Origin of the sequence: Pelagimonas sp. KU-00592-HH (assembly GCF_040369695.1) — a bacterium.
GTDB lineage: Bacteria > Pseudomonadota > Alphaproteobacteria > Rhodobacterales > Rhodobacteraceae > Shimia.
The window spans coordinates 448,804-462,970 of the sequence record NZ_BAABWM010000004.1; the positions used below are offsets into that span (position 1 = coordinate 448,804).

A 14,167-nucleotide genomic window follows, 5' to 3' on the forward strand; every position below is an offset into this window, starting at 1 on the left:
CACCCGTCGCGGTACCGGCCTTGTTTCTTTCGCTTTGGACGCGCGCGTCGTTACTGCGGCGACACCGCGAAGGCGGGCATCTTGCTGCCGTTTTCCTGATGCTCAAGGAACATCGTCGCCGTGTCCATCGCCTCGCGAATGGTCACGTCCATGTCGAGATACCGATAGGTGCCAAGGCGCCCAACAAAGGTCACGCCCTCGCTTTCTTCCGCCAGCGCCACATAGTCCGCCAGCATCGCCTTCTCGTCGACCATGCGGATCGGATAATAGGGGATGTCGTCCGGCGTGCAGGAACGCGAGAATTCGCGGTAGCACACGGTGCCCTCATGCTCTTCCCACGGCGAGAAATGCTTGTGCTCGGTGATGCGGGTAAAGGGCACGTCGCGGTCGCCATAGTTCATCACGGCACAGCCCTGATAGTCGCCCTGTTCGGTGAACTTTTCAAAGTCCAGCGTGCGATAGCCAAGACGGCCCAGCTTGTAATCGAAGAACCCGTCCAGCGGACCCGACCAGAACACGTGATCAAAGCCTTCCCCCATCTCCGGCGTGTACCAGGTGTTCAGCTTCACGGTGATCTTGTCGTGCTTCAGGATCGCTTCGATCATCGGGGTATAGCCGTTTTCCGGCATGCCCTGGAACTTGTGGAAGAAATAGTTGTCGTCATAGTTGAAGCGCACCGGCAGGCGCTTCAGGATCGAAGCCGGCAGCTCGGTTGGCGAACAGCCCCACTGTTTCTCGGTATAGCCCTTGAAAAAGGCCTCGTAGAGATCGGGGCCAACAAACTTCAGCGCCTGCTCTTCAAAGGTTTCCGGCTCTTCGATCGAGCTGTCACCGATGCTGGCGATAAACTCGCGCGCCTCGTCGGGGCGCATGGTCTTGCCGTAGTACTGGTTGATGGTGTGCAGGTTGATCGGCAGCGAAAACACCTGCCCCTGGCTCGTTGTCTTCACCCGGTTCTTGTAGGGCATGAAGGTGGTGAACTCGTTGACATAGTTCCACACTTCTTCGTCGTCGGTGTGGAAGATATGCGGGCCGTAGACATGCACCATCACATCGGTTTCGGCATCGCGTTCGGTGTGGCAGTTGCCGCCGATATGGTCGCGCCCGTCAACGATTGTGATGTCATGTCCTGCCTCGGCAAGACGTCGCCCGATCACCGCACCGGAAAGTCCGGCTCCTACCAGAAGAATGTTCAACGTGTCTCTCCTTGCGAAAAATTTTGGTCAAAAGGCCAGTATCAAGCTCTTCTAACGTTCCTTTAGGGCGCAAAACAAACGAATGTAACACCTACGCGACTTTTCCGGTCCATTGGACGCATGTTGCTCTGCAAATCTGCCTCCCTTTTGCCCGCCGGCAGACCTGAATGCAATCGTCCGCACTTGGCGATCAGCAGGTGAATGCCAGATACTTCTTGCTTGGACCTAAACGGCGCTTCTGGCTGGCCCTAACCCGTTTGGGAATTTGCCGTACGCTTCCGGATGCATCTCGGGAGGGGAAGAATTCATGAAACCATTGGAGACGCTGCTGAAAAACGCTGCCCGCTCGCAAAAGGTCATTGCCATGAGCGAAGGCACGGATCCGCGTATCGTCGAGGCCGCCATTGAGGCGCGCGACAAGGGGATTGCCCGCACGATTCTGGTTGGCGATGAACTGACTGTTCAGTTGCAATTCTCGCTGCTCAAGCAAGAGCCGGGCGAGGGTATCGAGATTCACGACCCCACCAAATCCCCCCACCGTGATGAACTTGCGCTCCTCTACTACAGCCTGCGCAAGCACAAGGGTGTCACCCTCGAACAGGCGTTGCGTGCCGCGTCGAAACCGCATGTCTATGCGGCGCTTCTTGTGAAGGCCGGGCTGGCAGACGGGACCGTTGGCGGCGCTGTTGCCACCACCGCCGAAATCGTACGCACCGCGCTTCAGGTCATTGGCCCTAAAAAGGGTGCCAAGCTGGTGTCCAGTTTCTTTCTGATGCTGTTCTGCGAGGCGCATCACGCCAAGAAAGGCGCGCACATCTTTGCCGACAGTGGCCTCGTGGTCGATCCCAACGCTGAAGAGCTGGCCGAGATCGCCATGGCCTCCGCAGAATCCTTTGCCACACTCACCAGCGAAACACCTCGCGTCGCCATGCTGTCTTTCTCGACGCGCGGCAGTGCCGAACATGTGGCAGTGTCCAAGGTCGTCACCGCCACCCAGATTGCACAGGAAACCCAGCCCAATCTCCTGATCGACGGCGAACTTCAGTTCGACGCGGCCTTTGTACCCGACGTCGCCGCTTCCAAGGCCAGCGACTCGCCGCTTGGAGGGGATGCCAACATCTTCGTCTTCCCCAATCTCGAAAGCGGCAACATCGCCTACAAGATCGCGCAACGTCTTGGCGGCGCGGTAGCGATTGGCCCGATCCTTCAGGGACTCGACAAACCGGCGAACGATCTCTCACGCGGTTGCAGCGCCGAAGACGCGCTTCACATGATCGCCGTCACCGCCGCGCAGGCCGAATTTGCCACGGCCTGACCGGCCCCGGGATCAACTGCCGCGATAGGTGGAATAGCCGAACGGAGACAGCAGCAGCGGCACGTGGTAATGCGCCGCTTCCGACATGCCGAACCGGATCGGGATCACGTTCAGGAAACGCGGGGATTCCGGTGGCGTGCCGGTCGCGTCCAGATAGGCGCCCGCGTGAAACACCAGCTCGTATTCCCCGATCGCAAAGGCGTCCGCTGGCAGGATCTGTTCATCCGTGCGCCCGTCGTCATTGGTTGTCAGCGTCTTCAACAGGGTGCGGCTCTCGCCTTCAATCCGGAACAGTTCAATCTCAAGCCCCGCCGCCGGGCATCCGCGCGCGGTATCAAGAACATGCGTGGTCAAATATCCCGTCATCGGCTGGGTCTCCTGTGTGCTGGGATCGTTCTGCCCTAATATCAGAAATGAGGCAAAGCCGGTCCACCAGAATGGTGTTTCTAACATTTTTTGAAAAACCACGGCGGCTTTGTGATTTAGTAAGTGTCGAACGCACAAGGGATTTCACGTGACACGCTATCCACGAGACATGACAGGCCACGGCGCAAACCCGCCGGCCGCCAACTGGCCGAACGGTGCCAAGATCGCCGTTCAGATCGTTCTCAACTACGAAGAGGGCGGCGAGAACAACATCCTCCACGGCGACGCCGCCTCCGAGGCGTTCCTCTCCGAAATCACCGGCGCTCAGCCTTGGCCCGGTCAGCGCCACTGGAACATGGAATCGATCTACGAATACGGCAGCCGCGCCGGTTTCTGGCGCCTGCATCGCCTGATGTCCGATCTGCCTGTCACGGTCTACGGTGTCGCCACTGCCTTGGCACGCGCGCCGGAACAGGTGGCGGCAATGACCGCCGCTGGCTGGGAAATCGCCAGCCATGGTCTGAAGTGGATCGAACACAAGGACATGAGCGCCGAAGAAGAGGCCGCACAAATCCGCGAGGCGATCCGTCTGCACACCGAAGTCACCGGCAGCGCGCCGCGCGGCTGGTACACCGGGCGCTGTTCCATGAACACCGTCGACCTTGTCGCCCAGGAAGGCAGCTTTGCCTATATCGCCGACAGCTATGCCGATGATTTGCCGTACTGGGTCAGGGCAGGGGGCAAGGATCAACTGATCGTGCCCTACACGATGGATTGCAACGACATGCGCTTTGCCATTCAGGCGGGCTATACCAACGGCGACCAGTTCGAAAGCTACCTCAAGGACAGCTTCGACATGCTCTATGCCGAGGGTCAGGAGGGCGCGCCCAAGATGCTCTCTATCGGCCTTCACTGTCGCCTGATGGGTCGTCCGGGCCGTGCCGCCGCCCTCAAGCGCGTGCTCGACTATTTCCGCCAACACGATGGCGTCTGGTTCGCCACCCGCGAACAGATCGCCGATCACTGGGCGCGGCAACACCCCCCCAGACAGGGCCTGCGCCCGTCCGCGATGGACAAGGAAACCTTTGTGTCGGAATTTGGCGGCATTTTCGAACACAGCCCGTGGATTGCAGAAGGCGCCTTTGATCTCGAACTTGGCCCAACCCATGACACGGCAACCGGCGTTCACAGCGCCCTGTCGCGGATTTTCCGCTCCGCCTCGCAGGAACAGCGCCACGCGGTTCTGGTCGCGCACCCCGACCTTGCCGGCAAACTGGCTGCTGCCAAGCGCCTGACTGCCGAATCCACCGCCGAGCAGGCCTCGGCCGGTCTCGACGCGCTGACCGATCAGGAACGCGCAGACTTTACCGCGCTCAACACCGCCTACACCGAAAAATTCGGCTTCCCCTTCATCATTGCCGTGCGCGACAATACCAAGGCCACGATCCTTGAGGCCTTCAAACGCAGGGTCGACAATGATCGCGACACCGAATTCGCCGAGGCCTGCAAACAGGTCGAGCGGATCGCCGAATTGCGCCTGATCGAGAAGCTGGGCGCATGAGCGATATCATCCACCTGCAACCGCTGACCGCCGCGGCCTTTGCCGCATTCGGGGATGTGATCGAAGTCTCGGGCGAGGCCGACAAGATCATCAATCAGGGCCGGTGTGGCCGCTACCACGATCGCGCGCGCCTTGATTTCACCGACGGTCAGGCCGGGATCAGCGTGTTTCAATCCCAATGCGTGACCTTGCCCTTCGCACTCGACATGATGGAGCGACATCCCGACGGCAGTCAGGCCTTTCTGCCCCTGTCAGACAAACCCTTCGTCGTCGTGGTGGCACCGGATGAGGATGGCAAACCCGGCCGCCCCCTGGCGTTCAAAACCGCTCCGGGGCAGGGGGTGAACTATCATCGGGGTGTCTGGCACGGCGTTCTGACGCCGCTCCATGATCCCGGCCTCTTTGCCGTGGTGGATCGAATCGGCGAAGGCCCCAACCTCGAGGAACACTGGTTCGAAACGCCGCTGACGATCGACACCTAGAAACGCGCTACTGCGCCGCGAAATGGCGCACCGGGATGTCGGCGTCACACTGGTTAGCGATCGACAGCGCCGCCATCACCTCGGCCACCGTCATTGCCGCAATCACGGCTGGCCGCTTGTCCTTATCGGCACCCGCACCAATCGGGCAAACAAGCCGCGCAACGTCGACCCCGTCACAATGCCGCTGCACCCAACTGCGGAAGTTCGCCCGTTTCGTGGCGGACCCGATCAGCCCGACATAGGTCGCATCCTCCCGCCCAAGTGCGGTCGAGGCCAAGAGGAAATCCAGTCCGTGATCGTGTGTCGTGACGATAAAGGCGCTGCCATCCGGTGCGCTTGCAATCTCGGCCTCGGGCAGCGCAGTAAGACACTGTTCCACCTGCGCCGCGCATTGCGCCAGCTCTTCCTCGCGCTGATCCACCAACACGCAACGCACCGGCATATGCTGAAACAGGTCACACAGCGCACGCCCCACATGACCGGCCCCCAGCACATAAACCGACGGCTGGTGCGCATCTTCCCGCGCCGCTTCGGCAACCGCCGCCTCCTTGTCTTGCGCACTCATGCAGGACAGCGAAACCTCGACGCGCCCGCCGCAACACTGGCCGATCTCCGGCCCCAACGGCAGATCAAGCACATCCGCCGCGTCGCCCCGTTCCAACAGGGCGCGGGCCGCATCAATCACCCGAAACTCCAGCTGACCGCCACCAATCGTGCCGAAAACACCCCCTGACGCTACGAACATCTCGGTGCCTTCCGCACGCGGTGCCGAGCCCAGAACGCGGCTGATCCGCACCTTGGCCACGGCCTCATGTGCCTCTAGGAAAGCCCGCAATGTCGCGCTCTGGCTCATCCCCGCGCTCCCTCGGTCCGCAGCCGTTCCACCGCCAGCAAGACCCGCTCCGGCGTGGCGGGCGTATCAAGACGCGGGCAGACCTTGTAATCCGCCACCGACGCCACCGCCATCGACAGCGCCTCGAGAACCGCAATCCCAAGGATGAACGGCGGTTCCCCCACCGCCTTTGACCGTTTGATCGTCATCTCCCGGTTTTCCGACCAATCCGCGAGCTCCACGTTGAAAACGCGGGGCCGGTCACTTGCCAGCGGAATCTTGTAGGTCGATGGCGCATGTGTGCGCAGCCGCCCCGCATCGTCCCACCAAAGCTCTTCCGTGGTCAGCCATCCCATGCCCTGGATAAACGCGCCCTCAACCTGCCCCTTGTCCAGCGCCGGATTGAGCGACCTGCCCACATCATGCAGGATATCCGTGCGCTCGACCCGATACTCGCCGGTCAGCGTATCAATCACCACCTCGGAACAGGCCGCGCCATAGGCGTAATAGTAAAACGGCCGCCCCTTGCCCGCCGCGCGATCCCAGTGGATTTTCGGCGTCTTGTAGAACCCCGCCGCCGACAGATGCACCCGCGCCATATAGGCCTCTTTCACAAGCGTATCAAAAGCCACGACCTCATCGCCGATCTGCACGTGGTTCGGCACAAAACGTACCGCGTCTTCGCCCACACCACGGCTCTCTGCCGCAAACTGCACCAGCCGCGCCTTGATCTGCTCGGCAGCATCCAGCGCCGCCATCCCGTTCAGGTCCGATCCCGACGAGGCCGCCGTCGCCGAGGTGTTCGGCACTTTCTCGGTGGTGGTCTTGGTGATCTTGATCCGGTCAAAATCCACCTGGAAGGCCTCCGCCACGACCTGCGCCACCTTGGTATTCAACCCCTGGCCCATCTCGGTGCCACCGTGGTTCAGATGGATCGACCCGTCGTTATAGACATGGATCAGCGCCCCGGCCTGATTGTACCAGGTCGCGGTAAAGGAAATCCCGAACTTGACCGGCGTCAGCGCAATACCCCGCCGCAGGACACCCCCCTTGGCGTTCTCCTCGACAATCGCCTTGCGACGCGCCTGATAGTCCGCGCTGTCTTCAAGTTCATCAACGATCCGGCCAATCACGTTGTCTTCGACCGTCTGGTGATAGGGCGTCAGGCTGCGGTCATCCGCACCATCGCCATAGAAATTCGCCCGCCGCACCTCCAGAGGATCTTTGCCAAGCGCAAAGGCAATCTCTTCGATCATGCGCTCCGCGGCCACAACGCCCTGTGGCCCGCCAAAGCCACGAAAGGCCGTGTTAGAGACTGTATTTGTCTTCTGCGGTCGCGATGTCAGGCGCACATTGGGATAGAAATAGGCGTTGTCGGCGTGAAACAGCGCCCGATCCGTGACCGGCCCCGACAGGTCCGAGGAAAAGCCGCACCGCGCCGCGAACTCGCCTTCCACCGCCGCGATCCGCCCCGTGTCATCAAAGCCCACATCATAGTCGACAACAAAGTCATGGCGCTTGCCCGTAGCGGTCATGTCCTGATCACGATCCGGGCGAATCTTCACCGGCCGCCCCAGTTTCTTGGCGGCCACGGCAGCAACCGCACAGAACAGGTTCATCTGGCTTTCCTTGCCACCAAACCCGCCACCCATACGCCGGACGTTCACCACCACCGCGTTGGAGGGCACCCCAAGGACATGCGCCACCATGTGCTGCGCCTCGCTGGGGTGTTGTGTCGAACAATGCACGACAACGTCGTCGTCCTCGCCCGGTACGGCAAAGGCGATCTGCCCTTCAAGATACATGTGATCCTGACCACCAATGACCATCCGCCCTGTCACCCGATGCGCCGCTGCCCCGAACCCGCTGACCACGTCCCCGCGCTCAAGCTTGAGAGGATCTGTCACCAGTGGCATTCCCGCGTCCCGCGCCGAAACAGGGTCTGTTGCGTGGGGCAGAACCTCGCAGTCGACCTTGGCCAATTCCGCCGCTCGCCGCGCCGCATCCCGCGTCTCGGCCACAACCGCGAACAGGGGCTGGCCGTGGTATTCGATTGCGTCCGTCGGAAACACCGGCTCATCGTGGCGTCCGGTCGGGCTCACGTCATTCACCCCCGGAATGTCGGCCGCCGTCAGAACATCGACAACACCCGGCGCGGCGCGCACAGCGGACAGGTCAATCGACCGAAGCCGCGCATGGGCCACATCGGACACCCCAAGGTAGGCGTGCAGCGTCCCTGCCGGTTCGGCGATGTCGTCGGTATACTCGGCCCGCCCCATCACCTGTTTTGCCGCGCTGTCATGCGGGATCGATTGCCGTGTCGCGCCGCGGATATCCTGTCTGTCTTTCATGACCACACCCCTCATACCGCTGCAAGACGCGCCGGCCCCTCGTGGGCCGCGTCATGTTCAAGGTGAAAGCGGCGCAACAGGTTGCCCGCAACCAAAAGCCGGTATTCCGCCGACGCCCGCCAGTCGCTCAACGGCGCGAAATCTTCGGCCAGCGCCCGTGCCGCCGCGTCAAACGCCGCCGCGCTCCAGGCCGACCCCATCAGCGCATCCTCGGCATGAGTGGCCCGTTTCGGGGTCGCCGCCATGCCGCCATAGGCAATCCGGGCCCCGGTTATCTGGCCTGCGTCTACCGTGACGCTGATCCCGACGGCCACTGCCGAAATATCCTCGTCCCGCCGCTTTGAAATCTTGTAGGCCGCGTCGATCTGGTTGGCCTTTGGCCGTGGAATATGGATTGCCGACACGAACTCACCCGCCTTGCGATCCTGTTTTCCATAGTCGATGAAACAGGCCTCCAGCGGCACCTCGCGGGCGCCTTCCATGCTTTGCAACGTAATCCGCGCGCCGAGCGAAATCAGAACCGGCGGCGTGTCCCCGATGGGAGAGCCATTGGCGATATTGCCCCCGATCGTGCCCATGTTGCGCACCTGCCATCCGGCAATGCGATCCCAATATTCCGACAGATGCGGCAGGGCCTCTCTGATCACATTTTCGGCCTCGGAATAGGTGACACCGGCCCCGATGCTGAGCATATCCGCGCCAACATCGATGGTTTTCAACTCTTCCAGATGGTTGATGAACACGACCGGCGAAATCGGTTTCAGGAACTTGGTCACCCAAAGCCCGACATCGGTCGCCCCGGCCACAATCGTCGCCTCGGGGTATTCGCTCAAAACGGCGGCAAGGTCGGCGGCATCCACCGGCAGGATCGCCATGTCATCCTGCGGGCCAGCCACGATCCGCCCCTGCGCCTGCATCCCGTTCAGAGTTGCCGCAATCGTCTCCCGCTCAACCGACAAGGCATCCCGCGCCGGGCTGCTATAAGAGCCAACCGCCAGCGCCGCCTTGATGATCGGCTCATATCCCGTGCAGCGACACAGGTTCCCCTGCAAGGCCGTCTCGACCTGCCCGACGCTCGGGTCCGAATTTTCCATCCAAAGCGCATACAGCGACATGACGATACCCGGCGTACAGAATCCACACTGGCTGCCGTGGAAATCCACCATCGCCTGCTGCACCGGATGCAATGCGCCACCCTCTCCCCGCAGATGCTCGATCGTCACGATATGACACCCGTTCAACGAGGCCAGGAACCGGATACAGGCGTTGACCGTCTCATATCGCAAGACCCCGTTGGCAAGCCGCCCGACTAGCACCGTACAGGCCCCGCAATCACCTTCGGCACAGCCTTCCTTGGTTCCGGTCAGCCTGCGTTCCAGACGCAGGTAATCCAACAGCGTCAGCGTCGCCTTCGCACCCTCAACGGTGATCTCGGTATCATTGAGAAGAAAGCGAATGTGGTTTTGTTGCGCCATCTGGCCTCCCATTGCGGATTATCGCTCTGCACAGCCCTTGAAGTCTAAGGTCAGCCCGCGCGCGATTAAATGGCGAGCTTTGATAAGTACCTTCAACAATTCCATGATAATGCCAGAACGGCTTTTGGGAAAACGAACAATCCTAAAACCGGCGGCGCCCTCGCGAATCTCGCGCTCCAAGGCTCCCTGCGCCACTTCTTAGGGCATTGAGACGCCAGAAAATCCGTTCAGGGAAGAAAAACAAAAAGGCGCCCTAAGGCGCCTTGTTTATTTGGTCGGAGCGAGAGGATTCGAACCTCCGGCCCCTGCCTCCCGAAGACAGTGCTCTACCAGGCTGAGCTACGCTCCGACCGTGGCGGGTGGATTATACGGCGCTGTCTGCTTTTGCAAGCGTCTTTTCCCCTGAAACGGGGGATTTGTTGGATTCTTTGCATGGTGCGGCTTTGCCTTCAAAGGTGAAGAAAAGAACCGCCCATGACATTTGATTGCGACGACGCAATCAGCGGTTTCCCTCGACCCCGTGAGAGGCCGAGGGAGACACGTCTTAGAGGCTGGCGTCGAGCGCAGCGATCACGGCCGAACCCATTTCCGAGGTCGAAACCGGGGTGCCGCCATCGGCCTGCATCAGGTCGCCGGTGCGCACGCCGTCGGCCAGTACCTTCTCGACCGCGGCTTCGAGGCGATCGGCTTCCGCGCCCTGGTCGAACGAATAGCGCAGCGCCATTGCAAAGCTGAGGATACAGGCACAGGGGTTGGCCTTGCCTTCGCCCGCGATGTCAGGTGCCGAACCGTGTACCGGCTCGTAAAGGGCTTTCGGGCGGCCGTTCGCCATCGGCGCACCAAGGCTTGCCGAGGGCAGCATACCAAGCGAGCCGGTCAGCATCGCGGCACAATCCGACAGAAGATCGCCGAACAGGTTGTCGGTCAGGATCACGTCGAACTGTTTCGGGGCACGCACCAGCTGCATCGCGCCGTTGTCGGCATACATGTGTGACAGTTCCACGTCGGCATAGTCCGCCTGGTGAACCTCGGTGACAACGTCGCGCCACAGGATGCCCGATTCCATCACGTTGGCCTTCTCCATCGAGCAAACCTTGTTGCCGCGGCGCTTGGCCAGTTCGAATGCCGAACGTGCAACACGCTCGATTTCCGACTCGGTGTAACGCTGGGTGTTGATGCCCACGCGCTCGTTGTTCTCGGTAAAGATGCCGCGCGGTTCGCCAAAGTAGGACCCCGAGGTCAGTTCGCGCACGATCATGATGTCGAGACCGGCCACGATGTCTTTTTTCAGCGACGAGAAGTCTGCCAGCGCGTCAAAGCACTGCGCCGGGCGCAGGTTGGCAAACAGGTCCATTTCTTTGCGCAGGCGCAGCAGGCCGCGCTCGGGCTTTACGCTGAAGTCCAGAACGTCGTACTTCGGGCCGCCCACGGCACCCAGAAGAACCGCGTCCACTTCCTGCGCCTTGGCCATCGTGTCGTCATGCAGCGGAACACCGTGCGCGTCATAGGCTGCACCGCCCACGAGGTTTTCGCTCACGTCGAATTTCAGGCCGCGTTTGTCACCGTACCAGTCGATGATGCGTTGCACCTCGGCCATGACTTCGGGGCCGATGCCGTCGCCGGCGAGGATGAGAAGCGAAGGGTTGCTCATGGGTGTGTCGTCCTTGATGAAATTGCTTGGCCTTGCCCTAGCCGGATGGGGCGCAAAGATCAAGAAACGAAGGGCAAAAGCCCCTCTGACAGAAGGTCCCAGACACGCGAAATGCGCGGCGTGTGCCGCATGGCTTCCGGCGCCGTGAGCCAAACCGGCAGGGTGGGCAGCGGATAGTCCGGCAGAATGCGCACCATACCCGGTGTCGTATCCCCCACGTGGGTCTGGCAAAATCCGATCCCGCATCCCGCCCGGATCAGCTCCCAGACCGCGCTCTGGTTGTCCGAACGCACCTTGAACCAGTCCCGCGTCGCCGGCCATCCCTGCTCGCGCATGGCGTGGATGATCACCTCGTTGCGGTCATAGCCCACAAGGTCATGCCGGGTCAGATCGTCAGGCACCTCTGGCAGGCCCATGCGCGCGACATAGTCTTCGGTGGCATAGAACCCCAGCGGAATATCCCCAAGGTGGCGGGTGATCGTATCAAGCTGGGTCGGGCGATACATGCGCACCGCGATGTCGGATTCGCGAAACAGGAGGTTCTCGGTCTCGTCCGTTGCCACAAGATCTATGCGGATATGCGGTTCCTTGCGGCGAATGTCGCCGATGATCCACGGCAGTACGTGATGCGACATGAACACGCTGGCCGTGATCCGCACATCACCCTCCAGCGCCTCGCGCGCACCGGCCGCCCTTATGCCGATCCGGCGCACCGCCTCCTGCATGTCGCGGGCCGATGCCGCCATGTCCTGCCCAAGCGGCGTAAGGTGCAGCCCCCGGGCGTGGCGGTGAAACAGTTCCACTTCCAGCTCCGCCTCAAGGCTGCGGATGTGCCGCCCCACCGTCGGCTGGCTCGTGCGCAGGGCCTTGGCTGCGGCAGAAAGCGATCCGGTTTCGGCCACGGCAAGAAAAGACTGCACAAGCGACCAGTCGAGAGAGGCAAGTTTATCCATTCAAAAATGAATACCATACGTAAGAAATTTGCCAATTTATATTTGGCTGTGAACACCTCATTCTCTCCATGACCCCAAGACACATGGAGGACACCATGACAAAATCCGTACTCATCCTCGGCGGCTCTGGTCGCTTTGGCAGCAACGCCACCCGCGCTTTTTCAGCGTCGGGATGGGATGTTCACCAATTCGACCGCGACCACGACACCCTCATCACCGCAGCGCAGGGCAAGGACGTGATCGTTGCCGGCTGGAACCCGGCCTATCCCGATTGGGCAAGGCAGGTGCCCAAGCTCCACGCCGAGATCATCCGCGCCGCCAAGACATCGGGCGCAACCGTGATCGTGCCGGGCAACGTCTATGTCTTCGGGCCGGACGCGGGCATGCCGTGGGACGAACACACCGCCCATCGCGCCACCAACCCGCTGGGGCGTCTCCGCATTGAGATGGAACGCGCCTACCGAGAAAGCGGTGTGCAGGTGATCCTGCTGCGGGCAGGGGATTTCCTCGATACCGAAGCCTCGGGCAACTGGTTCGATCGGATCATCACCAAGCCGCTTGCCAAGGGCAGGCTGACCTATCCCGGCCGCCTTGATGCACCCCATTCCTGGGCCTATCTGCCCGATCTGGCTCGTGCTGCCGTCGCCTTGGCCGAAAAACGCCACGACCTTGCGCAATACGAAGATGTTCCCTTTCCCGGCTACACCCTGAGCGGCGCCGAGATGGCACAGGCGATCTCCAGGGCCACCGGCCAGACCGTCCGCGCCAAGACCATGAACTGGCTGCCCCTGAGGCTTGCCGCTCCGTTCTGGGCGATGGGGCGCTGCCTGCTCGAGATGCGCTATCTCTGGAACCTGCCGCACGCGCTGGACGGTACGCGGTTCAACACTCTGTTGCCCGACTTTCAGCCAACCCCGCGCGACGAAGCCCTGCGCATGGCAACGGCCCACACCCGCATCACGCCCGCTCACATCTCAAGATCAACCCAGACCAGCCGGTGACGGCTCGCTGCTGCGACATCCACTCCACTCCCGCTGGGTGGCCAGTAAACCCCGCTGGCCACCACGGTGACCCCGGCCGAGGGCAGCAGGTAACTCACGCGCAGATCGCCCGGTATCGGCTCGGGCCAATCAACCGTCACCAGCCGTCCGTCCGCGCCGCGGGGTTCCGGGTCTTGCAATCGCGCGTCCTGTAACAGCCCGCGCATCACCTCGCGCCTGCCTTCGCCACGCTCGGGATCAACATTGCCAACCCCCGCAATCACAAAGGGCGGCTCTGGCGCCGCGCCGACCTCTCCATCCAACACCCGCTGCCACAGCCGCACCTCATCGGCATTGCGCAACCCGTTGCGATCCTCCGGGCCGTCAAACACCGGCGGCGTTGCGTGAAACACCAGCAACGACAATACCCCACCCGGCGTCTCAACCGGCACCACCCAATGGCCTACGGAACTCAGCCGCTGAACCTCCCAAGCGGTTTGGGAAGGAAACGGCGCACCTTCCACCAAGGGCATCTCCGCCCCCGGCAGATCACGCCACAACATCGCGCCAAAGTCCTGAACCCCGTCCCGCACAACCGGCCAGCGCGACAAGACCGCCATCCCGCGTTGCCCCGCGAAATATCCGAACCCCTGTGCATCCGCCGGCCCACCCGTGCGCCTGTCACCATTCAAATCCATCCCCGTCGCCATGCCCGTATTGGGGCGCAGCGCGAACATATGGTCATACGTCGTGCCTTCGGCCGCCATCACGTCCCGCAAGGCCCCCAGCCCGCGCAAACCGTGGTCATAATCCACTCCCTGCAACACCAGCACATCCGGCCCGCCCTCGGCCACCACCTGCGCCACCGCCCGTGCCTGCGCATCCCCCTTCAGGATGTCCCGCAGCATCAGCCCCGGCCCCTTGCGCCCCATTTCCACATGAAAGGTCGCAACGCGCACAACATCCGCCCCGACAAGGCCGGGCAGCATCAGGAACAGACACAGA

At 61.8% G+C, this 14,167-nt stretch carries 12 protein-coding genes and 1 tRNA gene; 4 read left to right on the top strand and 9 right to left on the bottom strand.

Features of this window, described 5'->3' with window-relative positions; translation table 11 throughout:
* Positions 1-50: 50 nt before the first annotated feature.
* The gene (gene glf, locus ABWV42_RS17415) at positions 51-1,196 is read right to left on the bottom strand and encodes a UDP-galactopyranose mutase (RefSeq protein ID WP_353341291.1); all 1,146 of its coding nucleotides are present in this window, start codon (positions 1,194-1,196) and stop codon (positions 51-53) included.
* Between the two features lie 307 nt (positions 1,197-1,503).
* Here glf and pta point away from each other — a divergent pair, with 307 nt between their 5' ends.
* Complete coding sequence (pta, locus tag ABWV42_RS17420) at positions 1,504-2,511, top strand: phosphate acetyltransferase (RefSeq protein ID WP_353341292.1); 1,008 nt, start codon at positions 1,504-1,506, stop codon at positions 2,509-2,511.
* A gap of 12 nt (positions 2,512-2,523) precedes the next feature.
* On the opposite strand, the gene uraH is transcribed toward pta, so the two are convergent.
* Positions 2,524-2,877: a hydroxyisourate hydrolase gene (uraH, locus tag ABWV42_RS17425; RefSeq protein WP_353341293.1), complete on the bottom strand. Its 354-nt coding sequence runs from the start codon at positions 2,875-2,877 to the stop codon at positions 2,524-2,526.
* Between the two features lie 148 nt (positions 2,878-3,025).
* On the opposite strand from uraH, the gene puuE reads away from it, so the two are divergent.
* Positions 3,026-4,438, top strand: coding sequence for an allantoinase PuuE (gene puuE / locus ABWV42_RS17430; protein WP_353341294.1), 1,413 nt, complete (start codon positions 3,026-3,028; stop codon positions 4,436-4,438).
* Positions 4,435-4,920, top strand: coding sequence for an ureidoglycolate lyase (locus ABWV42_RS17435; RefSeq protein ID WP_353341295.1), 486 nt, complete (start codon positions 4,435-4,437; stop codon positions 4,918-4,920). The genes puuE and ABWV42_RS17435 overlap by 4 nt, the downstream gene beginning before the upstream one ends.
* Before the next feature lie 7 nt (positions 4,921-4,927).
* On the opposite strand, the gene xdhC is transcribed toward ABWV42_RS17435, so the two are convergent.
* From xdhC to ABWV42_RS17465, 6 genes are all read right to left on the bottom strand, one after another.
* The gene (xdhC, locus tag ABWV42_RS17440) at positions 4,928-5,773 is read right to left on the bottom strand and encodes a xanthine dehydrogenase accessory protein XdhC (protein ID WP_353341296.1); all 846 of its coding nucleotides are present in this window, start codon (positions 5,771-5,773) and stop codon (positions 4,928-4,930) included.
* Positions 5,770-8,103: a xanthine dehydrogenase molybdopterin binding subunit gene (xdhB, locus tag ABWV42_RS17445; RefSeq protein ID WP_353341297.1), complete on the bottom strand. Its 2,334-nt coding sequence runs from the start codon at positions 8,101-8,103 to the stop codon at positions 5,770-5,772. Before xdhB ends, xdhC begins: the two co-directional genes overlap by 4 nt.
* A gap of 11 nt (positions 8,104-8,114) precedes the next feature.
* The gene (gene xdhA / locus ABWV42_RS17450) at positions 8,115-9,578 is read right to left on the bottom strand and encodes a xanthine dehydrogenase small subunit (protein ID WP_353341298.1); all 1,464 of its coding nucleotides are present in this window, start codon (positions 9,576-9,578) and stop codon (positions 8,115-8,117) included.
* A gap of 272 nt (positions 9,579-9,850) precedes the next feature.
* Positions 9,851-9,927 (bottom strand) — tRNA-Pro (locus ABWV42_RS17455).
* 195 nt (positions 9,928-10,122) lie between these two features.
* Entirely contained in the window at positions 10,123-11,229 is a 1,107-nt protein-coding gene (gene leuB, locus ABWV42_RS17460; protein ID WP_353341299.1) for a 3-isopropylmalate dehydrogenase, read from the bottom strand.
* Positions 11,230-11,288: 59 nt separating this feature from the next.
* Positions 11,289-12,182, bottom strand: a complete 894-nt coding sequence (locus tag ABWV42_RS17465; protein ID WP_353341300.1) for a LysR family transcriptional regulator — start codon at positions 12,180-12,182, stop codon at positions 11,289-11,291.
* 95 nt (positions 12,183-12,277) lie between these two features.
* On the opposite strand from ABWV42_RS17465, the gene ABWV42_RS17470 reads away from it, so the two are divergent.
* Complete coding sequence (locus ABWV42_RS17470; protein WP_353341301.1) at positions 12,278-13,183, top strand: Rossmann-fold NAD(P)-binding domain-containing protein; 906 nt, start codon at positions 12,278-12,280, stop codon at positions 13,181-13,183.
* Here the strand turns inward: ABWV42_RS17470 and ABWV42_RS17475 are convergent.
* Positions 13,150-14,151, bottom strand: coding sequence for an endonuclease/exonuclease/phosphatase family protein (locus ABWV42_RS17475; RefSeq protein WP_353341302.1), 1,002 nt, complete (start codon positions 14,149-14,151; stop codon positions 13,150-13,152). The two genes, ABWV42_RS17470 and ABWV42_RS17475, sit on opposite strands and share 34 nt — an antisense overlap.
* Positions 14,152-14,167: the final 16 nt, after the last annotated feature.

Coding starts and splice junctions, on each gene's coding strand:
- xdhB (WP_353341297.1), bottom strand. CDS start 8,103: ATGAAAGACAGACAGGATATCCGCGGCGCGACACGGCAATCGATCCCG.
- ABWV42_RS17475 (WP_353341302.1), bottom strand. CDS start 14,151: ATGCTGCCCGGCCTTGTCGGGGCGGATGTTGTGCGCGTTGCGACCTTT.
- xdhA (WP_353341298.1), bottom strand. CDS start 9,578: ATGGCGCAACAAAACCACATTCGCTTTCTTCTCAATGATACCGAGATC.
- ABWV42_RS17465 (WP_353341300.1), bottom strand. CDS start 12,182: ATGGATAAACTTGCCTCTCTCGACTGGTCGCTTGTGCAGTCTTTTCTT.
- uraH (WP_353341293.1), bottom strand. CDS start 2,877: ATGACGGGATATTTGACCACGCATGTTCTTGATACCGCGCGCGGATGC.
- ABWV42_RS17435 (WP_353341295.1), top strand. CDS start 4,435: ATGAGCGATATCATCCACCTGCAACCGCTGACCGCCGCGGCCTTTGCC.
- ABWV42_RS17470 (WP_353341301.1), top strand. CDS start 12,278: ATGACAAAATCCGTACTCATCCTCGGCGGCTCTGGTCGCTTTGGCAGC.
- leuB (WP_353341299.1), bottom strand. CDS start 11,229: ATGAGCAACCCTTCGCTTCTCATCCTCGCCGGCGACGGCATCGGCCCC.
- pta (WP_353341292.1), top strand. CDS start 1,504: ATGAAACCATTGGAGACGCTGCTGAAAAACGCTGCCCGCTCGCAAAAG.
- xdhC (WP_353341296.1), bottom strand. CDS start 5,773: ATGAGCCAGAGCGCGACATTGCGGGCTTTCCTAGAGGCACATGAGGCC.